Annotated in this window: 20 protein-coding genes and 1 pseudogene; 9 read left to right on the top strand and 12 right to left on the bottom strand. The window is 49.8% G+C overall.

Annotation, left to right across the window (positions count from 1 at the left end):
* Window positions 1–396: 396 nt before the first annotated feature.
* On the bottom strand, window positions 397–3,186 hold the full coding sequence (locus I2D83_RS00165; RefSeq protein ID WP_205947329.1) for an HD domain-containing protein: 2,790 nt from the start codon (window positions 3,184–3,186) through the stop codon (window positions 397–399).
* Between the two features lie 701 nt (window positions 3,187–3,887).
* On the opposite strand from I2D83_RS00165, the gene bhsA (I2D83_RS00160) reads away from it, so the two are divergent.
* Window positions 3,888–4,145: a multiple stress resistance protein BhsA gene (gene bhsA, locus I2D83_RS00160; protein ID WP_205947328.1), complete on the top strand. Its 258-nt coding sequence runs from the start codon at window positions 3,888–3,890 to the stop codon at window positions 4,143–4,145.
* A gap of 102 nt (window positions 4,146–4,247) precedes the next feature.
* Here the strand turns inward: bhsA (I2D83_RS00160) and I2D83_RS22270 are convergent, their stop codons facing one another.
* Window positions 4,248–4,427, bottom strand: a complete 180-nt coding sequence (locus I2D83_RS22270) for a hypothetical protein (RefSeq protein ID WP_241007253.1) — start codon at window positions 4,425–4,427, stop codon at window positions 4,248–4,250.
* Window positions 4,428–4,467: 40 nt separating this feature from the next.
* A pseudogene (locus tag I2D83_RS22535) lies at window positions 4,468–4,599 on the bottom strand (hypothetical protein); the annotation flags it as partial.
* A gap of 512 nt (window positions 4,600–5,111) precedes the next feature.
* On the opposite strand from I2D83_RS22535, the gene I2D83_RS00145 reads away from it, so the two are divergent.
* From I2D83_RS00145 to bhsA (I2D83_RS00125), 5 genes are all read left to right on the top strand, one after another.
* Complete coding sequence (locus tag I2D83_RS00145) at window positions 5,112–6,134, top strand: sulfonate ABC transporter substrate-binding protein (protein ID WP_205947327.1); 1,023 nt, start codon at window positions 5,112–5,114, stop codon at window positions 6,132–6,134.
* Window positions 6,135–6,192: 58 nt separating this feature from the next.
* A complete protein-coding gene (gene ssuD, locus I2D83_RS00140) occupies window positions 6,193–7,335 on the top strand; it encodes an FMNH2-dependent alkanesulfonate monooxygenase (RefSeq protein ID WP_180779423.1) in 1,143 nt (380 codons plus the stop codon).
* Window positions 7,336–7,345: 10 nt separating this feature from the next.
* Entirely contained in the window at window positions 7,346–8,140 is a 795-nt protein-coding gene (gene ssuC / locus I2D83_RS00135) for an aliphatic sulfonate ABC transporter permease SsuC (protein WP_180779424.1), read from the top strand.
* A complete protein-coding gene (gene ssuB, locus I2D83_RS00130; RefSeq protein ID WP_205947326.1) occupies window positions 8,137–8,937 on the top strand; it encodes an aliphatic sulfonates ABC transporter ATP-binding protein in 801 nt (266 codons plus the stop codon). Before ssuC ends, ssuB begins: the two co-directional genes overlap by 4 nt.
* Before the next feature lie 172 nt (window positions 8,938–9,109).
* On the top strand, window positions 9,110–9,367 hold the full coding sequence (gene bhsA, locus I2D83_RS00125) for a multiple stress resistance protein BhsA (protein WP_012772768.1): 258 nt from the start codon (window positions 9,110–9,112) through the stop codon (window positions 9,365–9,367).
* Window positions 9,368–9,566: 199 nt separating this feature from the next.
* Here the strand turns inward: bhsA (I2D83_RS00125) and I2D83_RS00120 are convergent, their stop codons facing one another.
* Window positions 9,567–10,064 carry a GNAT family N-acetyltransferase gene (locus tag I2D83_RS00120; RefSeq protein WP_205947325.1) on the bottom strand — a complete coding sequence of 166 codons (498 nt, stop codon included), beginning with the start codon at window positions 10,062–10,064 and terminating at the stop codon, window positions 9,567–9,569.
* A 215-nt stretch (window positions 10,065–10,279) separates the two neighbouring features.
* On the opposite strand from I2D83_RS00120, the gene I2D83_RS00115 reads away from it, so the two are divergent.
* Both I2D83_RS00115 and I2D83_RS00110 read left to right on the top strand, forming a co-directional pair.
* On the top strand, window positions 10,280–10,666 hold the full coding sequence (locus tag I2D83_RS00115; RefSeq protein WP_180779426.1) for a type II toxin-antitoxin system RelE/ParE family toxin: 387 nt from the start codon (window positions 10,280–10,282) through the stop codon (window positions 10,664–10,666).
* A complete protein-coding gene (locus I2D83_RS00110) occupies window positions 10,653–10,952 on the top strand; it encodes a helix-turn-helix domain-containing protein (protein WP_180779427.1) in 300 nt (99 codons plus the stop codon). The genes I2D83_RS00115 and I2D83_RS00110 overlap by 14 nt, the downstream gene beginning before the upstream one ends.
* Window positions 10,953–10,988: 36 nt before the next feature.
* Here the strand turns inward: I2D83_RS00110 and I2D83_RS00105 are convergent, their stop codons facing one another.
* From I2D83_RS00105 to I2D83_RS00075, 7 genes are all read right to left on the bottom strand, one after another.
* Window positions 10,989–12,788 (bottom strand): ABC transporter ATP-binding protein, encoded by a 1,800-nt coding sequence (locus I2D83_RS00105; protein WP_205947324.1) that lies wholly within the window; start codon window positions 12,786–12,788, stop codon window positions 10,989–10,991.
* A 39-nt stretch (window positions 12,789–12,827) separates the two neighbouring features.
* Window positions 12,828–13,736, bottom strand: coding sequence for an ABC transporter permease (locus I2D83_RS00100; RefSeq protein ID WP_012772766.1), 909 nt, complete (start codon window positions 13,734–13,736; stop codon window positions 12,828–12,830).
* Window positions 13,733–14,710: an ABC transporter permease gene (locus I2D83_RS00095; protein WP_012772765.1), complete on the bottom strand. Its 978-nt coding sequence runs from the start codon at window positions 14,708–14,710 to the stop codon at window positions 13,733–13,735. The genes I2D83_RS00100 and I2D83_RS00095 overlap by 4 nt, the downstream gene beginning before the upstream one ends.
* Window positions 14,710–15,717, bottom strand: coding sequence for a nucleoside hydrolase (locus I2D83_RS00090; RefSeq protein WP_205947323.1), 1,008 nt, complete (start codon window positions 15,715–15,717; stop codon window positions 14,710–14,712). Before I2D83_RS00090 ends, I2D83_RS00095 begins: the two co-directional genes overlap by 1 nt.
* Before the next feature lies 1 nt (window position 15,718).
* A complete protein-coding gene (locus I2D83_RS00085) occupies window positions 15,719–16,672 on the bottom strand; it encodes a nucleoside hydrolase (protein WP_205947322.1) in 954 nt (317 codons plus the stop codon).
* 101 nt (window positions 16,673–16,773) lie between these two features.
* A complete protein-coding gene (locus I2D83_RS00080) occupies window positions 16,774–17,658 on the bottom strand; it encodes a dihydrodipicolinate synthase family protein (protein ID WP_012772762.1) in 885 nt (294 codons plus the stop codon).
* Between the two features lie 69 nt (window positions 17,659–17,727).
* Window positions 17,728–19,278: an ABC transporter substrate-binding protein gene (locus I2D83_RS00075; protein ID WP_181830462.1), complete on the bottom strand. Its 1,551-nt coding sequence runs from the start codon at window positions 19,276–19,278 to the stop codon at window positions 17,728–17,730.
* 142 nt (window positions 19,279–19,420) lie between these two features.
* On the opposite strand from I2D83_RS00075, the gene I2D83_RS00070 reads away from it, so the two are divergent.
* Window positions 19,421–20,317, top strand: coding sequence for a LysR family transcriptional regulator (locus tag I2D83_RS00070; RefSeq protein ID WP_012772760.1), 897 nt, complete (start codon window positions 19,421–19,423; stop codon window positions 20,315–20,317).
* 145 nt (window positions 20,318–20,462) lie between these two features.
* Here I2D83_RS00070 and yidA read toward each other — a convergent pair whose 3' ends face one another.
* Entirely contained in the window at window positions 20,463–21,278 is an 816-nt protein-coding gene (gene yidA / locus I2D83_RS00065) for a sugar-phosphatase (protein WP_012772759.1), read from the bottom strand.
* Between the last annotated feature and the right edge of the window lie 60 nt (window positions 21,279–21,338).

Genomic DNA, 21,338 nt, shown 5'->3' with positions numbered 1-21,338 from the left:
AGATTTAAAAAGCCCACCGCCCCCCTGTTATGTTTATCACCTGATGTTGCATTTTCTCGCTGCATTTTAATTTTTCGTTATAAGGGAGAGGTCATAGGCATGTCATTGATGATGAAAAAATCGGTCACGGAAGGGCGTGGAGAAAGCGCGCCATTATGGAGCAACCTGACAGCGCGGCTACGCCGGCGCCCTGCTGCTCGTATCCGCCCAGACCCTAAACGATGCTGAAGATTGGAGAAAACCGGTTCCTTCTATGACAAAGTATTTTTCTGCCAGTTCTTATATGTAAAACCCAAGAATAACAATATGTAATGAGGCTTTGTAATAAACAACAAAGCCGTCAAAATTCAGTTTTAGACTGATAATAAAAAAGATATAAATAACTTTTCTTTATCACTAAATAAAATCTAAATCACGCCAGACTTCCAGATATTTTCGTTTGAATTCATCTTCATCTACCTTGAGAAGAGAAAGCTTTTTATAATACATATATAAAACATCAAGTTCCTTCTCAACATCTATTTTATCCTCCTTTGGAGAAAGTTTAGGAGAAAATAAATGACTACTTACCCATTGATTTAATGAAGAAGATGAATATATACCATTAGGAAGCATGTCCTTTGAAATAGAAACATCTAAGTAATCATCAGAATAACAAGGGATACTTTGTCGTCCCCAAGCATACATTCTATCCAAAGAAAGTTCGTTTTTTATCAAGCCATAATTAGCTTTAAAATTAGATTTTTTATCATTGCGAAACTTAAAATTATATATTTGCCCTACATTTTTATTCATTTTTTTATTTCTAGTTGAACTGCTAAAATCAACGTCTATACTTACTTTTTGTCGCCGTGAAATTTCAGCCAAGAGGTTCATCTGCAGTGAATCTATGCTAACAAGGTTTGTATTGTTACGGTACGGATATCGATCCATTATAGATAATAACTCACTACGACCTTCAAGATAATCGCTAACTTTTATATTTTTTATTTCAAAATCTCTCCAGTTGTCAGAAACTGAATTTCCAGTATAGGCATAAATTAAAAAATCAGCCTGGTTTTTATCCACTGTGTTTTTTCTTAAATAGTCTGAATGTTTTTCAATTATCTCCTTTTTAAGGAGATACAATTCAGGTTCCCGATCGGTTCTCCCTTTCTTTCTGTCAATAGTAAGCCAATATCCTGCATCATATTTGAATATATTTATCTCACCATATAAACCCATAATGGGTTTTGGCAAATCAAACTCCACACCTTTATACTTATAATCAATAGAAGAATAACTATCAGATTCAATATCTATAGCCACACTGATATCCACACCCATGTCATAATCTGTAATATTTATATTATTGTCTTTTCCACTATTGAATTTCTTTTTACTTACATCATTAAAAAAAGCCTTATCTTCAAATCTTACGACTACATTACTACAGTCAAAATCGTCTGATAAAGTATTCATCAAATATTTACGAAAAAGACTCACCTCTGTATCTGCTAAGGGATCAAAACCTTGTCGTAGTATTTTATATGACATATCGACATTACTAAACGCATCAGATTTTTTCTCGGTAAATATAGCTGTAATTTCAGTACCTTTAAATCTTACATCATCAATCTCTCTTATAGCAATATTATAAAATTTAGAAGAAGAATCATTGATCACAGTAATTTCATAACAAGGGTTTTCTACCATCCTTGTTTTAATAACTACCTTACTACAAAGTTTAAATACACTTTGCAGCCCAATACCAAAATAGCCAGAAGGCTTTGCCCAATCAGGCATAGTCTGATTTAGTTTTTTTCTCGAGTCTGTAGATTCTGAACCGACAACTAATATTTTCTTAATATCTTTAAGATTCATCCCCGTACCATAATCTCGAACCTTAAAAGAGTTCAGGGTTACATCATCTAGATCTTGTTCATGGAGAGAAACATCAATACTATAACCAATAAGTTTATCATTAAATATCTCTCGTATTTCATTACCATTATTTTCATATTCATTATTATCAAAGATTAAATCCTCCCACACTTTGTAATAAGTCGCATCTATAGAATTTTGAATAATCTCTCTAACAAAAGGATATCGTTCGCTATAAATCTGAGCTCCTGTAATATAACTATATACTCTTTGAGAATCTAATGTTAATTTAGGAACTTTTCCATCAATTGCAATATAACCTTTTATTTCACAAGAAAGTAACCCTATAGTTGGAAGAGCTCTATAGTTGCTATCAGGAACAATCTCATTCCATATCCTCTTTTGATAATCAAATTCGTCCTGAATATAGTTGAACCAACTTTGTTGAGCATGGTATGCACCATACCCCTCACATTCTGCCCTTATCTCTATGACCTCACTATTAATCAATAAATGCCTTATTGATGCATGTTTTTCTTGATGATCAAGTGATGATTGAGGGACATCTCCGATATTATGTAATAATGTTGGACAAAAACGACCATCATCAATATCTAAAAGATCCCCAACCCTCAATAAAGCAGCTACATATCGCGGATGTGCATAATCTTCAGCATCCATCCCATCATTATATTTAGCTAAACCTAAGATCGACTCTCTATTTCTTCCATGACATTGTGTTATTTGGGCAACAAAATTAAAAAGTCGCTGTGGGATCAAAGATGTTCTTGGGGAAAAAACATTTATTCTTGTAGGATCGTTGACATTTAACCCTGAACGTTCAGCATGTATACTACGAAAATAGTCAGCAATCACAAATGTCAATGAATTAGATATATTAAGAGCTTTGACTATATCATTTTCTTCTTTACTTTGTAAGATTAATTGGGCATGAGTGGAAAGCTCATGGTTTGTTTCTGACAGATCTTTTAAGTAATTTAAAAAAGAAGCACTTGCTAATAATCCTTTTTTTTCCTCACTTGTAATAATCATTCCTGCATCATGCCAATAACAAGACTCAAGTAATAGCCAACAATCAGTAGCCGATAAATTCTCTATATTTGAGGATATAACCTTTTCAATCTGGGTAATGATAGTCGATGAATGGGAAGCATCATGAAGACTATAGTGTGGAAAATCCCGAGAAATTGTATTTAATGCTCTAGAAAGAAGTTTTTTATCAAACTCCCATTGAGCCCACAAAAGAGAGTAATTAGGATTTTCATCCGCTAGTTTTTTAAGTCTTTGTTCAATTCGCATCATTATTCCTTAACTTTCATAACAAAAATAGACAATTTTATATTGGAAAGATTTTTGAAAATAACATTCCATAGAATAAAAATAACACTCTGATATTTTAATAAGTTCTGCCAACCTGTATAATAAATTAGGAACATGTGTGCCTTTTATATATTCACGCAAAAAATTGCTCTGGCCTCATTTATACGCAAGGACACTAAATCTATGTATGATACACAAGTCTTCAATCTATTCTATAGAAAATAGAACATGTTTTTAATTTTGAGAATATAATCATAATTTTGTCATCCATTACTTTAAGACACACTAAGTATTGGAATAAATTTTAATAAAATCATTTATTAAAAAGTATATTAAAATTCATCAGGGCATGTATCTCGCTGAGATAATTGCCATGCCGTATAAGAAAAATCTTTCTATGTCTTCACTTTCACAACTGTAAAAATTAAGAATATCGACATTTAGAGACACTTTCAACCACCCCTAGCCTAAAAGCCAAAAGAGCAATAAAGAAACGTTAGAAGTCAAACCAACTGTATTCTGGCGATCGAGACTGTGCATCTTATCGCCAGATTTAACATCAAAAATATTGACAGATATTCTCAAAACACTCCGTTTTTCCTTCTATCTGCATCGGCGTAATATCCTCTTCATCGAAAGGAAATGCCCTTTCACTCCAAACAACATTGAACAGGATATATCACATGAAAAACGTAAAATTCTTCGCCGCTGCTGTCGTACTTTCTACCCTGTCTTTCGGTGCTTTCGCTGCCGAGCAGGTGTCCTCACAACAGGCACAAGGTCTGGAAAAATTTGGCGTAGTTAGCGCTACCGCCCGTAGCCTGGATTCACTGCAGGCACAGTTGGCTCAGAAAGCAGAAAAAGCCGGTGCCAGCGCCTTCACTATCACGTCTGCAACAGGTGATAATCAACTGCGCGGCGTCGCCGTTATCTACAAATAATGGCTGCCGATAAACAATCAAAAAATTAAACGGACTTTACTCACTAAAGAGGAAAGTCCGTTTTTTTATGGCTTTCGCCCAAGCCTTAAACACCCAGATGAATTACCCTACACGCTTCACTTCGCCCACCAGTACGATGTAGGACAGTGCACCAACCAACGCTACGCCGGCAATATAGAGCAGCGCGCACAGCAGCAGCGTCAATACGCAGGCAATACCATTACTGATTAGTAGCTTGCGGAAACCAAAGTAGCGAATTAGCGGCGTGGTCGCAGGCTTCATCGCCAAATTGCCTGCAAACACGGCCAGCACCATCGAACCGGATACCAATATTAAGGTCTATCGCCGTGACGCCAAACGCCTTTGCCATATCTGGCAGAGCCGTGGCAATCACCGTTCCATCAAGAAACTCCATAAAAAAAGCGCTGGCAACCAGCAGCGCCAGCCCTGAAATCCGCCCAGAGTCAGAGTGTTCCTGCCGAGGCGCTTTGTCCCGGGATGAATCTGTTAAAGCCACATACTGCCCTCAGCGATTCGTCACGACGTGGTAAAGGCGTGACAAGATGGAAAGTTGTTATACCAAATAAACAAACTGGCTGATAACGACTTTTCAATGTCTGTGAGGCTTCGTTGAAAAATCAGATTTGGGCACGCGTCTCTGTGACGGAACTGAGTCTCAGGCAGCACGCATTGCTTATCGCCAGCCGCCGATCTACTGCTCGCTTGTTGACACAGACGTGCTTTGGATAGGGCAGTGGAACTCCTCCCATCGAAGACAAAGTGGAATCACTAAAATCCTATTGGGATAGGATCTTAGTGTGCTGATTTCAGGCATTTTCTACTTTTGGCTATAAAAACGACAAATTGAGATTTAAAAAGCCCACCGCCCCCCTGTTATGTTTATCACCTGATGTTGCATTTTCTCGCCGCATTTTAATTTTTCGTTATAAGGGAGAGGTCATAGGCATGTCATTGATGATGAAAAAATCGGTCACGGAAATACGTGAGAAACGCACGCCATTATGGAAAAACGTAGCGACGCAGCTACGCCGGATCCCTACGCTTCTGGCTGCCAGCGCAGTGCTGTTCATGTCCACGGCTTATGCACAAGACAGCGTACCCACGCAGTTACGCGTCGGTTATCAGAAAGGCTCGATCAGTCTGGTGCTGGCAAAATCACACCAGTTGCTGGAAAAGCAGTTCCCCAATACCAAAATCAGCTGGATTGAGTTCCCCGCTGGCCCGCAGATGTTGGAAGCGCTCAACGTTGGCAGCATCGATCTGGGCGGCACTGGCGATATCCCACCGATTTTTGCGCAGGCTGCTGGCGCAGACCTGCTGTATGTCGGCGTGGAGCCGCCGAAGCCTCAAGCCGAAGTGATTCTGGTGCGGGAAGACAGCCCGGTGAAAACCGTTGCTGATTTAAAAGGTCGCAAAGTCGCCTTCCAGAAAGGCTCAAGCGCACACAACACGCTGCTGCGGGCGCTGCAACGTGATGGACTGAAATTCACCGATATCAAACCGACCTACCTGACTCCCGCTGATGCGCGCGCGGCCTTCCAGCAAGGCAACGTCGATGCATGGGCAATCTGGGATCCCTACTATTCCGCCGCGCTGCTGGAAGGCGGCGTTCGCGTGCTGGTCGATAGCAGCGGGCTGGAGAAAACCGGTTCCTTCTATCTGGCTGGTCGTCCTTACGCCGAGGCGCACGGCACCTTTATTCGCCAGGTACTGGACGAGCTGACAAAAGCCGATGCCTTAACGATCAGCGACCGGGCGCAAAGCGTCACGCTGTTGGCAAACGCGGTAGGGCTGCCGGAAAAAGTGATTGAAACGGCGCTCGACCATCGCCCGCCGACCACCATAGAACCGCTGGATGACGCCACGATCAAGGCACAGCAATCCACGGCCGACCTGTTTTATGAAAACCGTCTGGTACCGGTGAAGGTCAATATCGCAGAGCGCGTCTGGCGTCCCAAGGCGAACTAATCCGCCTATCGCCCCCCTTTTGTTTACCTCAAACAAGACTGTTTAAGGAGTTCACACCATGAGTCTTAACGTATTCTGGTTTCTGCCCACCCACGGAGACGGTCGCTATCTTGGTAGCACCGAGGGCGCACGTCATGTTGACTACGGCTATCTGCAGCAGGTGGCGCAAGCCGCCGAGCGGCAAGGGTTTGGCGGCGTCCTGTTGCCGACGGGCCGCTCCTGCGAAGATTCCTGGCTGGTTGCGGCATCGCTCATTCCGGTGACACAGCGGCTAAAATTTCTCGTTGCCCTGCGCCCCGGCGTGATTTCCCCCACCATCGCCGCACGCCAGGCCGCGACGCTGGACAGGCTGTCCAACGGTCGAGCGCTGTTCAATCTGGTGACCGGCGGTGACCCGGAAGAATTGGCCGCCGAAGGGCTGTTCCTCAGTCATGAAGAACGCTACGAAGCTTCGGCGGAATTCACCCATATCTGGCGCAGGCTGCTGGAAGGCGAAACCGTCGATTTCGCAGGCAAACATATTCAGGTCAAAGACGCCAAACTGCTTTATCCGCCCGTGCAGCAGCCGCGCCCGCCGCTCTACTTTGGCGGATCTTCCGAGGCTGCGCAGAACCTGGCGGCAGAGCAGGTCGATCTCTACCTGACGTGGGGTGAGCCACCTGAGCAAGTTAAAGAAAAGCTGGCGGAAGTCCGTGCCAAAGCGGCCGCGCAGGGGCGTGAGGTTCGCTTCGGTATTCGCCTGCACGTCATCGTGCGGGAAACCACCGAAGAAGCCTGGCAGGCCGCCGATCGGCTGATTTCCCATCTGGATGAAAAAACCATCGCCGACGCACAGGCGGCGCTGGCGCGTTTCGATTCCGTCGGCCAGCAGCGCATGGCCGCCCTGCACGGCGGCAAAAAGGACAAGCTGGAGATTAGCCCCAATCTGTGGGCTGGCATCGGTCTGGTACGCGGCGGCGCAGGCACAGCACTGGTTGGCGATGGCCCGACGGTTGCCGAACGCATTCAGGAATATGCAGATCTCGGGATTGATACCTTTATCTTGTCCGGCTATCCGCATCTGGAAGAGGCATACCGCGTGGGTGAATTGTTGTTCCCGCACCTCGATCTGGCGCAACAGCCCACGCCGCTGCATGCGGTGAACAATGCGGGAGAAGTGGTGGCAAACCGCTATGTGCCACGCAAAGTCTCGCAAAGCTGAGGAACCGCTCATGGCAAGAACGCTCTCTTCCCTGGCACAGCGGTTGGCACCTTTCCTGCTCCCCGTGACGCTGTTGGTCGCGTGGCAGGTCGCCGTCGAGTTCGGCTGGCTATCCAACCGGATTCTGCCTGCCCCCAGCTCCGTGATTACCGCAGGGTGGTCGCTCATCTACAGCGGCGAGCTGTGGCAGCATCTGGCGATCAGCGGCTGGCGCGCCCTGATTGGGTTTGCTATCGGCGGCACTATCGGATTGACGCTCGGCTTTATCACCGGGCTGTCACGCTGGGGCGAACGCCTGCTGGACAGCTCGGTGCAGATGATCCGCAACGTTCCACATCTGGCGTTGATTCCGCTGGTGATTCTGTGGTTTGGGATTGATGAGGCGGCCAAAATCTTTCTGGTAGCGCTGGGTACGCTGTTCCCGGTTTATCTCAACACTTATCACGGCATTAAAAACATCGATCGCGGCCTGCTGGAAATGGCACGCAGCTACGGGCTGTCCGGTCTGAGCCTGTTTTATCAGGTGGTGCTGCCCGGTGCACTGCCGTCCATCATGGTCGGTATCCGCTTCGCACTGGGCTTTATGTGGCTGACGCTCATCGTCGCGGAAACCATTTCTGCCAACTCCGGCATCGGCTATCTCGCCATGAACGCCCGTGAGTTTTTGCAAACGGACGTGGTGGTGGTCGCCATCATCCTTTACGCCCTGCTCGGCAAGCTGGCCGATATCAGCGCTCAAGGGCTGGAGCGCATATGGCTGCGCTGGAATCCGGCTTATCAAACCTCATCGGGGGACGCATCATGACCGCTTTTACCGATTCTGCAACACGCGCGCATTCGCCGTCGCCACTCACCAAGGGGACGCCGCTGGCGCTGGATGCCATTACCAAGCATTACGGCCACCGCACCGTGCTGAATAACGTGCAGTTGCGTATTCCTTCCGGGCAGTTTGTTGCGATTGTCGGCCGCAGCGGCTGCGGCAAGAGCACCCTGCTGCGTCTGCTTGCGGGGCTGGAAGCCGCCAGCAGCGGCGAACTGCTGACCGGCACCGCACCGCTCAGCAGTGCGAAAGACGACACGCGGCTGATGTTTCAGGAAGCGCGCCTGCTGCCGTGGAAAAAGGTGATCGATAATGTCGGGCTGGGACTGCGCGGCAACTGGCGTGAGAAAGCGCAGGAGGCGTTGGCCTCCGTCGGGCTGGCAGATCGCGCCAGCGACTGGCCAGCAGCGCTGTCCGGCGGTCAAAAACAACGCGTCGCGCTGGCACGCGCGCTCATTCACCATCCGCGTCTGCTGCTGTTGGATGAACCGCTCGGTGCGCTGGATGCCTTAACCCGCATCGAGATGCAAAGCCTGATCGAAAATCTGTGGCTCCAGCATGGCTTCACCGTACTGCTGGTGACGCACGATGTCTCCGAAGCCATTGCGCTGGCTGACAGGGTGATTCTGATTGAAGAAGGGCGCGTGGGGCTGGATATTACAGTCGATTTACCCCGGCCGCGGCGTCGTGGATCGGCAAAGCTGGCGGAACTGGAAGCCCGCGTGCTGGAACGCGTGCTGGCTCCGGCCTCGTCTCCTCTGCCCCAGCAGGCCGCAATATAACCTTCCTTCTGGCGATCGAGACTGTGCATCTTATCGCCAGATTTAACATCAAAAATATTGACAGATATTCTCAAAACACTCCGTTTTTCCTTCTGTCTGCATCGGCGTAATATCCTCTTCATCGAAAGGAAATGCCCTTTCACTCCAAACAACATTGAACAGGATATATCACATGAAAAACGTAAAATTCTTCGCCGCTGCTGTCGTACTTTCTACCCTGTCTTTCGGTGCTTTCGCTGCCGAGCAGGTGTCCTCACAACAGGCACAAGGTCTGGAAAAAGTTGGCGTAGTTAGCGCTACCGCCCGTAGCCTGGACTCACTGCAAGCACAGTTGGCTCAGAAAGCAGAAAAAGCCGGTGCCAGCGCCTTCACTATCACGTCTGCAACAGGTGATAATCAACTGCGCGGCGTCGCCGTTATCTACAAATAATGGTTGCCGATAAACAATCAAAAAATTAAACGGACTTTCCTCACTAAAAAGGAAAGTCCGTTTTTTTATGGGATAATAATGCCAAATTCACTTTGAGACGATCCCGTAGGCCATTCGGTGGCGCAGCACGAAGTGTCTCCGCGAGTGTTTTAGCAAGTACGTAGTAGCCAGTGCAAAAAAGTCTGGGATTACGACTTATCTAATTAATATCAAGCCTTATCAAGATTTCGTCATGATATTCACCATCAATGTATAGTGCAGCGGTATCTATTGCCCACACTCTAAATCCAAAAGAACAATAAAGGGCTTGTGCCGATTTGTTTGTTGCAGCGACTGAAAGTTTCACTGTTTTCGCATTGCGAGATGCCTGTAATGCCGCTTCCAAAAGCGATCGAGACAGGCCAGTTCCTCTCATTTCAGCTCGGACATACATTCCCCAAATCATTGCCACATGACACAGTTTTGGCGCAGTGTTACCACTTACACCCACGATACCCTGCAGCCTATTTTGAAGGTCATATCCTCCAAAAACTAAGTTTAGACGGAGGCGTTCAGCAAAGAACGTTTCTGGCTTCTGGCTTTCCTCTTCAAAAGACGCACCGAATGCTTCTGGATGAAGCTTAAGTGCTTCGAGCCTTACTCGCCTGAAATCGTCTAGATCGCTATTGTTTATACGACGTACTGCAAAAGTCGCCATTCCTACAGCCCTCCTGCCACCTTGAAAAGACCCATAATACTATTGCGTTGTAAAATAGAACGTTAGCTTAAAATCATCGTTGTCCATGCCGTCCACCAGATAATATTTTTCGTCCAGGCTAGGGATAGCTCACTTAGTCATATACCCACTATTGCTAACGAGGAACGCTTGCTAATATAGCCTTAAGGTTATATTGTACTTACAGAGTGCAGGACATGGAGGTTTACAGATTGGCATGGGAAATTGTCACACGGGCGCTATTCGATACGTGGTTTGATGAGCAAACCGAAACGGTACAGGAAGAGGTTTTGGCACACCTCGGTATACTCGAAGAAGATGGCCCACAGCTAGGACGACCACAGGTTGATCAGATTAAAGGCTCACAATACAAAAATATGAAGGAGCTTCGAGTTCAGGTTGGCGGCCACCCATTCCGAACATTCTTCGCGTTTGACCGGACACGTAAAGCGATTGTTTTATGTGCGGGAGATAAGAAAGGCGAAAATGAAAAATTGTTCTACGAACGTATGATTAAGATCGCAGACGCTGAGTTTACATCGCATCTGATATCACCGGAGGTAAAAGAAGATGGCGACATTTAAAGAAATGATGGCTAAACGTTCACCGGAGAGCCGCGCCCGCATTGAAGCGCGCACGGCTGAGATCCGTCAGGAAATCACTTTAGCGAAACTACGCGAAGAGCTGAACATGTCGCAGACTCAGCTTGCATTAGCTCTGGGCGTCAAGCAGCCATCTATTGTTAAGATGGAGAAGGTCGAGAATGACCCAAAACTGTCAACGCTGAAACGCTATGTCACAGCCCTAGGCGGCAAGCTTACGCTAGATGTGACCTTGCCTGATGGTAAGCGTATCGCGCTTACTTTGTAATTAAGTCGTTCAGGATTTTCAGTAAACGCGATTCGTTCACTCAAGAACAAAATGTCCCTCCCCGACTTGCTTATAGCGGCGTACCGGAGGATGGAAATCAGGGGCGCGTACCGGACTGCGCAGTTCATCATTGGTGATATTACGCACCGGACGAGTATCCGGGTCAGGCACGGGTACCGCAGAAATCAGACGTCGGGTGTAATCATGCTGTGGATTGTCGAAGATCGCCGATCGTGGCCCGATCTCCACAATTTCGCCGAGATACATCACCGCCACGCGGTGGCTGATACGCTCGACAACGGCCATATCGTGCGAGATAAACAGGAATGACAGCCCTAGCTTCTGCTGGAGATCCAGCATCAGGTTGATCACCTGCGCCTTGACGGACACATCCAGCGCCGACACCGATTCATCGGCAATAATCACTTTCGGCTCCAGCGCCAGCGCACGCGCAATACACACTCGCTGCCGCTGCCCGCCGGAGAACTGGTGCGGGAAACGCGAAGCCATATCGCCGGATAATCCCACCTGTTCCAGCAGCTCGCTCACTCGCGCACTCACATTCTGTCGGGTCGCCAGACCGTGCAGCAGCATCGGCTCGGCGATAGCTTCCCCTATCCGCATACGCGGATTCAGGCTTTCATACGGATCCTGAAACACCATTTGAATCTGCCGCCGCGACTCGGTCAGCTCACGCTTATCCGCCGTCAGGATATTTTTGCCCAGAAGCTGGATATCGCCGCTGACGGCATCGTTGAGACGAATAATTGACCGGCCAGTGGTAGATTTACCGCAGCCCGATTCACCGACCAGCGCGAGCGTTTCGCCCGGCCAGAGATCGAACGAGACATTTTCCACCGCATGAACCCGCCCAGACAGCCGACGGAAAAATCCTGATCGGATATCAAATCGGGTGACCAGATTTTTTACCGTCAGCACCGGTTCCTCGCCCGACACGGTATTCACCGCGTCCGGCACCGACTGGCGTTCGCCCGTTTTGAGATCGATCAGCGGAAAACGCTGTGGCCATGCGCTGCCGGACATCGAGCCGAGTTTGGGCACCGCGGATAGCAACATACGGGTGTAGGGCTGTTGCGGATGATGAAAGATCTCTCGCGTGACGGCATTTTCTACCATCTCTCCCTGATACATCACCAGCGTGCGGTCAGACACTTCTGCCACCACGCCCATATCGTGGGTGATAAACAGCACCGACATCCCTTCTTCTTCCTGAAGGGTTTTTATCAACGTCAGAATTTGCGCCTGAATCGTGACGTCCAGCGCCGTCGTCGGCTCGTCGGCAATCAACAGCTTCGGGTGGCAAGCCAGCGCAATTGCAATCACCACACGCTGGCGCATCCCGCCAGAGAAGCTTTGTGGGTATTCGTTCAACCGTGATTTGGCCGCCGGAATGCGTACTTTTTCCAGCAGTCGTACCGCTTCGGCACGCGCTTCGGCTTTCCCCATGCCGCGATGGCGACGCAGCACTTCCGTAATCTGGTAGCCAATCGGCAAGACCGGATTCAGGCTGGTCATCGGCTCCTGGAAAATCATGCCGATACGGTTGCCGCGCACATCCTGCATCGCTTTACTGGGGAGCGACAGCAGTTCGGTGTCGCCAAAATGAATCTGCCCTTCAATCCGGCTTTGACCGGGCGGCAGCAAGCGCATGATGGATTTCGCCATCACGCTTTTCCCTGAACCGGATTCTCCCACTACGGCGACCGTCTCTTTCTCGCCAATCGTGAAGGATAAATCCCGCACCACGTTCATCCACTCGCCGTTCACCTGAAAGGCGGTGGTCAGATGCGAAACAGACATAATCGGCGCTGTCATGTGTTCATTACCCCTTATTCCCATGGGCGTTCCCACGGCTTAGTTCCGTGGGTTGAGGATGTCGCGCAGCGCATCCCCGACCAGATTGATCGCCACAATCAGCAGCAGCAGTGTCAGCCCCGGAAAGAAGCTGATCCAATAGTCGCCCGACATCAGGTATTCAAAACCATTCGAGATCAGCAGCCCCAGCGACGGCTCCGTCACGGGCAGCCCGATCCCCAGAAATGAGAGCGTGGCTTCCAGCATGATGGCGTAGGCGATGCGCATCGTTGCCACCACGATCAGCGGAGCCAGACAGTTGGGTAAAATATGGCGAAACAGGATGCGGCGGTTGGACAGTGCCATGCTGCGCGCCGCGTCCACGTAGCTGCGACGACGTTCCACCAGTGCCGAACCGCGAATCGTCCGCGCGTAGTAAGCCCACTGGGTCACCACCAGCGCCATAATGATCTTATCGACCCCCTGTCCCAGTACCGCCAACAGGATCAGCGCAATCAGGATGGGCGGGAAACTGAGCTGGATATCGACGATGCGCATGATTGTCGCATCCGTTTTTCCACCGACGTAGGCGCTAATCAGCCCGAGCGAGGCGCCAATCAGCAGCGCAAACACCGCGCTGGTGAATCCCACCATCAGGCTGATGCGGGTGCCGTACAGAATGGCACTGAACAGGTCGCGCCCCTGATCGTCCGTTCCCAGCCAATACGTCATGCCCGACATACTGGAGGAACCCGGTACAAGTCGGCCATCCATAATATCGAGCTGCATCAGATCGTAAGGGTTCTGCGGCGACAGCAGCGGGGCAAGCAGCGCCAGCAGCACGAAAATCGCCAGCATGATCAGCCCAAACAGCGCCAGCCGATCGTTGATCAGCGCCATCACCACGCGCATCACCGGATGTACGGCTTTTTGCACGGCGGCGGGCTGGTGTATGGTATTCCCTGTCATCCCTTGTCTCCTCCCAGCCGCACGCGCGGATCGACCAGCACATACAGCAAATCGACCAGCAGGTTAATCACGCTGAACATCACGACGGTAATCATCAGATAAGCCAGAATAACCGGACGGTCGAGCACGGCGATCGAGTCGATAATCAGCTTGCCCATACCCGGCCAGGCATAAATGGTTTCCGTCACCACCGCAAACGCGATCAGCGAGCCGAGTTCCAGCCCTAGCACGGTAATCAACGGAATCAGCGTGTTGCGCAGCACATGTACCAGTACGATTCGGGTTTCCGACAGCCCTTTCGCGCGAGCAAACTGCACATAATCCTGTTGCAGACACTCCATCACGCCCGCACGCATCAGGCGGATAACCAGCGAGATTTTAAACAGCGCGAGGTTAAACGCAGGCAGGAGAAGATGTTCAAGGCCATCGCGGGTCAGAAAGCTAAACGGGATGCCGAACAGCTCATGGACATCGCCCCGGCCTGATGACGGCAGCCAGCCCAGCTTCACACTGAACAGCATGATCATCACCAGCCCGATCCAGAACGTGGGCAGGCTAAAACCGAGGATGGAGAAGGTCATGATGGATTTGGATACCGCACTGTCCGGCTTCAGACCCGCGTAAATCCCCAACGGAATGCCGACAATCAGCGCCATCACAAACGCCACCATCGCCAGTTCGAGCGTGGCGGGCATGCGTTGAAAAATCAGCGTCAGCGCGGGTTGATTAAAGATGAAAGAGTTGCCCATATCGCCCTGAAAGGCGTTCCAGACAAACAACCCATACTGTTCCCAGACCGGCTTATCCAGGCCGAAGGACTGAATCACCGCCAGCCGTTCCGCTGGCGTGGCCGTCGCGCCCAACAACATATCGACCGGATTACCGACCAGATAGACACCCACAAACACCAGCACCGACATCACAGCCAGCGTCAGCAGCGTTTGTCCGATTCGGCTCAGCAGGTAGGCTATCATCAGCGCCCCCCGGAACCGTTTAGTGCTTCGGAGCTATCTTTCTTTTCAGAACCCTCTATTTCTTCAGAGCCATAGCGGCGCAGGCGCTCGGCAATCAGCCCGAGAAACCCTTGCTCGTCGATTTCCCGCATGACCAGCGCATTCTCTGGTTCACCCAGTTTGTGATAAAAATCGGCAAACGCGTAACCCGCCGTTCTACCGGCAACTTCTACTCCGATGCGCGCGCGTTTTGATTTGAATAACTCCGGTTTCAGCAACCACGCAATGACGGTCGCATCATGAATCGGTCCACCTTCACGGCCAAAGCGATCCACTTCGCTACGGTCAAACATACGCAGCAGTGCTGCCATCGACTTACCCGGCGCACCGCCACTACGCTCGATGTCATCAACCTGTTCCGTCTGAATCAGCGCCTGAAAGGTCATATCCAACGGCATGATGACAATGGGTACACCGGAAGAAAACACGATTTCCGCCGCATGGGGATCGGCATAGACGTTAAAGTCCGCCCACGGTACGCGATTTCCCATTGCGGTAAAGGCACAGCTCATGGACACAATCTGTTTGATGCCACGCGCGACATCAGGGTGGAAGCACAGCGCCAATGCCAGATTCGTCAGTGGGCCAAGTGCGCAAATGGTGATGGGATTATTATCGGCAGCCGCCTGACGCGTCACCCGCACCAGAAAATCAACGGCGTGTTCCTGTTCCGGCGACAGCGTGCTCTCCGGCACCGAATCAGCAGAAAATTTGCCGATATGAGCGTATTTACCGAAAACCTGATCGCGGATCAGTGGACGAGACGCACCCGCAAAAATGGGCACATCGGTTCTGCCCGTCACACCCACCACGTTGCACGCATTCGATAGCGTGGCGGCAAGCGGCACATTGCCTGCCACAACGGTAATCCCCAGTACGTCCAGCTCGGGCGAAGCCAACGCCAGCCAGATGGCTATCGCATCGTCAACGCCGGGATCGGTATCAATAATAATGCGTTCTTGAACCATGTCAGACACCCTCTCCATAGCGGCTCAATAGGTCAGCAAACAGCTCAACAACCTGTTTGGCATCAACCCCCGTCACCACATCCACATTCGGCTGACGGTCAGTTTTTCCGTACCAGTCGGCAACGGTCTGCCCCATGCACAGCTCGCTTTCCTGCTCAATGTAAACGCTGGCTTTTTCCGTCGTGAAGAAGTGCGGTGCCAGCACCCAAGCGATGACCAACGGATCGTGTAACGGACCGCCGCGTGATCCATAGCGACGGATGTCATTACGATCCCAAAACGCCATCATTTCACCCAACGGCGCGGAAATCCGTCCGGATAGCGCGATAAAACGTGCAACTAATTCCGGCGTCAAAATCACCTGATGCGTGACATCCAGCGGTAGCGCGACAAGGGCGATTGACGAATCAAACACCACCTTCGCCGCCTGTGGATCGGCGATCATATTGAATTCAGACGTCAGGCTGCGGTTGCCTGCTTCGCGGTAGGCGCCGCCCATCATCACAATGCGCGCAATACCGTCAGCAATCTCAGGCGCCATACGCAGCGCCATTGCTACGTTGGTTAGCGGCCCTAACGTACAGAGCGTAATCGGCGTGCCGTCAGCGATCGCCTGCTTGCACTGCGCAATAATAAAACTCACCGCATGCTGCGCTTCGGCCTGTTTTTGCGGCGCAGGCAGCACGGTCTGGCCCAGCCCGCTTTCACCATGAAACTGGCCATGAATAGGGTCGCGCAGCAGCGGCCGATGGCAGCCGGCGAAAACAGGAATATCCGTGCGCTGACCCAGCTCAGCAATTTGCAGCGCATTACGCAGCGTCTTGTCCAACGGTTGGTTACCGCACACCGTGCAGATGCCGCGAATATCCAACTCTGGCGCCACAAATGCACTTAATAACGCAATCGCGTCATCTATCCCTGGATCACAATCAATAATAATAGGTAACGCGCTCATCCCTTGATGATTCCTTTTCTCTTTTTAATAGGTACAGCCAAACTTCAAGGTGCAGAAAGCCCCACACCTCTAGAGCGTGAAAAATAAAAATCTATTTGGTGTTAAAGGGAATCGACAGACGCTAAAACGTCAGCGATCTCCTTACGTGCCTTTTCATCCAGCGGCAGTTGAGGCGGCAACGGATCGCCTACCGCAAACCCCTGCAATTGCAGCGCCGCTTTAATACAGCCAGCAATGGAATAACGGGCAAAGATTTCATTGATACGCCATAGCGGGCGCTGAAGCTCCATTGCTTTGTTCCAGTCACCCGCGCGGGCGGCTTCATACAAAGCAATACTCTGTTTGGGAACGATACAAGCTGGGCCAGCCATCCACCCCACGCCGCCAATCAGCATGACGCAGGCGGGAATATGGGCAGATGCGGAGAACACGTCCATCCGGCCACGGGTACGTTCAATGATGGAAAGCAAGCGCCCGGTATTGGTCGAGGCATCTTTGATATAGCGGATATTACTGACATGGCTCAGGCGCTCGATGACGGGCAAACTCAAATCGGAACGCTGGAACTGAGGATTGGTATAAAGCACCACCGGTTTACCCTGTGCGGCTTCGGCAATGGCGCGGAAATACTGCTCGACGCCCTCGTCTTTCAGGGGGAAATAGGCTTCCAGTACAGCCAGAATGCCATCCGCGCCCAGTTCGACGTAGCGTTTCGTTTGCTCAACGGCATCCTGAATCGTTGTCGACGCGACACCAGCGATAACTGGTACACGGCCAGCCGTCGTCTCAATTACCGTTTTGACCACATCCAGACGTTGAGCCGCAGAGAGATAGGCAAATTCACCGGTGCTGCCTAACGGCACGACGCCATGTACACCGCATTGAATCAGATGTTCAGTGAGCTGCGCCAAAACGGGCTTATCAACCTGACCATCGGGCCTGACGGGTGACACCAGATAGGGAAAAACACCGCTAAACGTATTCACACCGCTCTCCTTGTTATAAGTAATAAGGGGTGAAAACCTCACCCCTTTTGGGTCATCACTGAAAGGTAACTATTTTGCGGAACGGACGAAGTACGGCAGCGTGTAGGCATCGGAACGGCCCACATAGGTATACTGCTTTTTCATCGCCCAAGTGTTGGACAGGAACATCACCGGAATGACACCCAGATCGTTCATGCCAATGTTCATCGCATCAGCCAGCAGCGCATCACGTTTAGTTTCATCCAATGTGACACGCGCTTCACTTAGCGCTTTATCAAAGGCAGGGTTGGAATAGCGACCACGATTACCCTGTCCTGCATTAGGGCCAAAGGTTTCTAACAATGGCCCCAATACGCCAGAAGCTTCCCCGGTTTCAATCGCGGCCCCGCCCATAATCAAACTGAATTCGAGACGAGACGCGCGTGAGAAGTACACACTGCCGGGCATCGTAACGACTTCGGTTTTGATGCCGGCGCGTGTAAACATTTGGCCAATGGCCTGAGCAATTTTAGAATCATTAGGATAACGATCGTTCGACGCGTGGAAGGTCAGCGTGAAGCCGTCGGGGTAACCCGCCGCCGCCAGTTCCTGTTTGGCTTTCTCCGGATTATAAACCGGCGCAGGAATGGAAGCGGAATAGCCTGGGTACCCCTTCGGTACAAGCTGAGAGGCAACAACAGCCTGCCCCTCCATCACACGGTCGACGATTGCCTGACGATTAATAGCTAAAGACATCGCCTGGCGTACTTCTTTTTTTAGTAATGGGTTTTTACCATCAGGACCTTTGGCGAACGGTGATTCCTCTCGCTGCTGGTCCATGTGAAGGTAAATAACACGATTCCCTGGTGTTGAAATCGTTTTTAACTGCTGATTTTTTTCAATATTACTGCTGTCGGCTGTTGGAACGTTTTCGATCATGTCCACATCACCGGATAATACTGCTGCTACACGTGCACTACTGTTTTTAAATACACGGACAGTAACGTTGTCCCACTCTGCTTTTCCTCCCCAGTAATCGTCATTACGACTAAGGACTACCCGGTCGTCCGGCACCCAGGAAACAAACTTGAATGGCCCTGTACCAATCACATCTTTTCCTGAATTCAACGTTTCCGTCGGGACGTTTTCAAGTCGGGCCGGTAAAATCGAAATCCGACTTAAATTATTCAGCAGCAGTGGCGAAGCCTCTTTTGTCTTAATCCGCACCGTTAGTGGATTAACTTCTATTACTTCAGCAATGTCGCTGACGTAAGGTGCGTAAGAGCTAGGGCTGTTTTTCGATGCCAGCGCAACACGCTTAATGCTGGCAATCACATCTTTAGCCGTAAAATCACTGCCGTCGTGAAACTTAACGCCAGGACGCAATACAAATTCCCACGTCTTGTCGTCAATCACTTTCCAACTGGTTGCCAGGGCAGGTGCAATCTGCTGTTTTTCATCCTGTACAACCAAACCGTCAAAAATATTGCGCGCCATTGCGCTATTCGCTCCACTCACATAAAACTGCGGATCCATTGATGTGGTGGAGGAAGCCAAACCGATATTCAGGTCCGCGCTATAAACCAAAGGTGAAGATGAAAATAAAACGGTAAACAATAACGCCAGAGTCGATTTCTTCATTCACTAACCCTCTATTCCATGATTGAGTACTGATGAAGTGTATTAAATCTTATGATTGTGAGTCTATGCGCCAGATTGGATAATGAAAAATTGCATTTTGTGTTAAATTGATAACTAAATGTTATGTTTTAAGGTGACGAGCATGCGTATCAATCCCCGTCAGGTTGAAGCCTTTCATAAAGTCATCCTCACCGGAGGCATCACCGCTGCCGCCAACATGATGTATATCACCCAGCCCGCGGTCAGCAGGCTCATTAAAGACTTCGAAGACGCGCTGAATCTGAAGCTATTTGATAGAGACGGACGCGGCCTGATTCCACGCGCCGAGGCGATGAAGCTATACCGGGAAGTCGAACGTCTTTATTTAGGATTGGATCAAATCGGGCTGATTGCCGACGAAATTCGCCACGCCAAGGGCAGCGTACTGCGCATCGCCGCCGTTCAGGCGCTCTCGTTCCTTTGTTCCGACCAGGTTCTCCCTACCTTACTCAAGAAATACCCCGATCTTTCCCTGTTTCTGGATATCGAAAGCAGCAGCCGTATTACGGACGCGATTGCTGAGAATCACTATGACGTGGGTTTTATTTTTGGCCAGCCCGGCATCAAAGGACTGGAGGCCGAACCACTGGCTGACGCCAGTGCTGTCGCGGTGTTAGCGATGGGTCACCCGCTTGCCACGGCGGATGAAATTACACTCGCCGATCTGGCTGGCACGCGCGCCATTCTGCCCGGCAGAACCACGCCGCTGCGGGCGCAGATTGATATCTCCGCCAGAAAAGAACAAATCTATTTGCATAACCCCATTGAAACCTCGATGGCGAACTGCTGCGTACTGGCGTCAAGAAACGTCGGCATCGGCGTGGTGGATTTTATTACCGCCCTGAACAGCCCTTCCCCGGTTATCGTTAAGCCTTTCAATCCTGATATAAAAATGGCGTATTGCGCGGTTTACCCCCCCCAAATTCCCCGCAGCCAGGTGGTGAATCACATCACTCAGGTAATGAAAGAAAAAATAGCGGATAGTCTGGAATTAAAATAATTTCCAGTCGAAGTCGTTATTTTTATTAATGTATTTATTGAATAATGAATATCAGGGAATAGATTTATATAAAATAAATAGCACGATTATTATCTTATATAAAAATAGCCATCATTGATGGCTATTCGGCTTTATCTGTAAATAATCAGGCATTCAGCACAAATTTCTCGATCGCGTAGGCGACGCCGTCTTCCGTGTTGCTTTTGGTGACAAACTGGCTGGCTTCTTTCACTTCGTCGATGGCATTACCCATCGCGACGCCGATACCCGCATAGCGAATCATTGCCAGATCGTTCTGCTGATCACCTAGCGTCATGACGCTTTCGCGTGGAATACCGAGGTGCTCTGCCAGCATCTTCACGCCTTCACCTTTGTTGACGCGCTTATCCAGAATTTCCAGATAGTATTCGGCACTCTTCATGATGGTATAGCGTTCAAAGGCTTCCGGTGGAATCTGGCTGATGGCGCGATCCAAGATCTCTGGCTCATCAATCATCATCACTTTCGGGAACGTCAGGCTGCGATCCATTTCCTCAACCGCGCGATACTTCAACGGCATTCCGGTCAGGTGGGATTCGTGAATGGTGTAAGGGCTGATATCTTTATTGGCGGTATAGACGAAATTGAAGTCCAACGCGTGGAAATGAACGCCCAATTTGCAGGCCAGCGCTTCAAAATAGAGATAATCGTCGAAGCTCAGCGCCGTTTGCGCCACACAGTCACCGTTGACCGTACGCTGAACCAGCGCACCGTTGTTGGTGATGCAATAACAGCCTTCCTGCTGCAAATCCAGCTCCATCAAATAGCGTTCAACGCCGATGTAAGGACGACCAGTAGCCAGCACGACCTGCACGCCTTTCTCTCTGGCGGCGGCAATCGCGGCTTTTACCGCAGGTGAAATTTGATTTTGGGGCGTCAGCAACGTCCCGTCCATATCAATAGCGATCAGTTTTACAGACATAGTTTTTCCAGCATCAAGTTATCTGTTTTCATGCTAACGCGATTCAGCGATGAAGTCGTT

Source organism: Pectobacterium aroidearum (genome assembly GCF_015689195.1).
In the GTDB taxonomy this organism is placed as follows: domain Bacteria; phylum Pseudomonadota; class Gammaproteobacteria; order Enterobacterales; family Enterobacteriaceae; genus Pectobacterium; species Pectobacterium aroidearum.
Note: the sequence above shows the minus strand (reverse complement) of the source record. Positions and strands in the feature narration are given on the sequence as shown.

What these genes read in the sequence shown, in the direction of transcription:
- I2D83_RS00165 (WP_205947329.1), bottom strand. Translation starts at nt 3,186, where the DNA reads ATGATGCGAATTGAACAAAGACTTAAAAAACTAGCGGATGAAAATCCT.
- bhsA (WP_205947328.1), top strand. Translation starts at nt 3,888, where the DNA reads ATGAAAAACGTAAAATTCTTCGCCGCTGCTGTCGTACTTTCTACCCTG.
- I2D83_RS22270 (WP_241007253.1), bottom strand. Translation starts at nt 4,427, where the DNA reads ATGAAGCCTGCGACCACGCCGCTAATTCGCTACTTTGGTTTCCGCAAG.
- I2D83_RS00145 (WP_205947327.1), top strand. Translation starts at nt 5,112, where the DNA reads ATGTCATTGATGATGAAAAAATCGGTCACGGAAATACGTGAGAAACGC.
- ssuD (WP_180779423.1), top strand. Translation starts at nt 6,193, where the DNA reads ATGAGTCTTAACGTATTCTGGTTTCTGCCCACCCACGGAGACGGTCGC.
- ssuC (WP_180779424.1), top strand. Translation starts at nt 7,346, where the DNA reads ATGGCAAGAACGCTCTCTTCCCTGGCACAGCGGTTGGCACCTTTCCTG.
- ssuB (WP_205947326.1), top strand. Translation starts at nt 8,137, where the DNA reads ATGACCGCTTTTACCGATTCTGCAACACGCGCGCATTCGCCGTCGCCA.
- bhsA (WP_012772768.1), top strand. Translation starts at nt 9,110, where the DNA reads ATGAAAAACGTAAAATTCTTCGCCGCTGCTGTCGTACTTTCTACCCTG.
- I2D83_RS00120 (WP_205947325.1), bottom strand. Translation starts at nt 10,064, where the DNA reads ATGGCGACTTTTGCAGTACGTCGTATAAACAATAGCGATCTAGACGAT.
- I2D83_RS00115 (WP_180779426.1), top strand. Translation starts at nt 10,280, where the DNA reads ATGGAGGTTTACAGATTGGCATGGGAAATTGTCACACGGGCGCTATTC.
- I2D83_RS00110 (WP_180779427.1), top strand. Translation starts at nt 10,653, where the DNA reads ATGGCGACATTTAAAGAAATGATGGCTAAACGTTCACCGGAGAGCCGC.
- I2D83_RS00105 (WP_205947324.1), bottom strand. Translation starts at nt 12,788, where the DNA reads ATGACAGCGCCGATTATGTCTGTTTCGCATCTGACCACCGCCTTTCAG.
- I2D83_RS00100 (WP_012772766.1), bottom strand. Translation starts at nt 13,736, where the DNA reads ATGACAGGGAATACCATACACCAGCCCGCCGCCGTGCAAAAAGCCGTA.
- I2D83_RS00095 (WP_012772765.1), bottom strand. Translation starts at nt 14,710, where the DNA reads ATGATAGCCTACCTGCTGAGCCGAATCGGACAAACGCTGCTGACGCTG.
- I2D83_RS00090 (WP_205947323.1), bottom strand. Translation starts at nt 15,717, where the DNA reads ATGGTTCAAGAACGCATTATTATTGATACCGATCCCGGCGTTGACGAT.
- I2D83_RS00085 (WP_205947322.1), bottom strand. Translation starts at nt 16,672, where the DNA reads ATGAGCGCGTTACCTATTATTATTGATTGTGATCCAGGGATAGATGAC.
- I2D83_RS00075 (WP_181830462.1), bottom strand. Translation starts at nt 19,278, where the DNA reads ATGAAGAAATCGACTCTGGCGTTATTGTTTACCGTTTTATTTTCATCT.
- I2D83_RS00070 (WP_012772760.1), top strand. Translation starts at nt 19,421, where the DNA reads ATGCGTATCAATCCCCGTCAGGTTGAAGCCTTTCATAAAGTCATCCTC.
- yidA (WP_012772759.1), bottom strand. Translation starts at nt 21,278, where the DNA reads ATGTCTGTAAAACTGATCGCTATTGATATGGACGGGACGTTGCTGACG.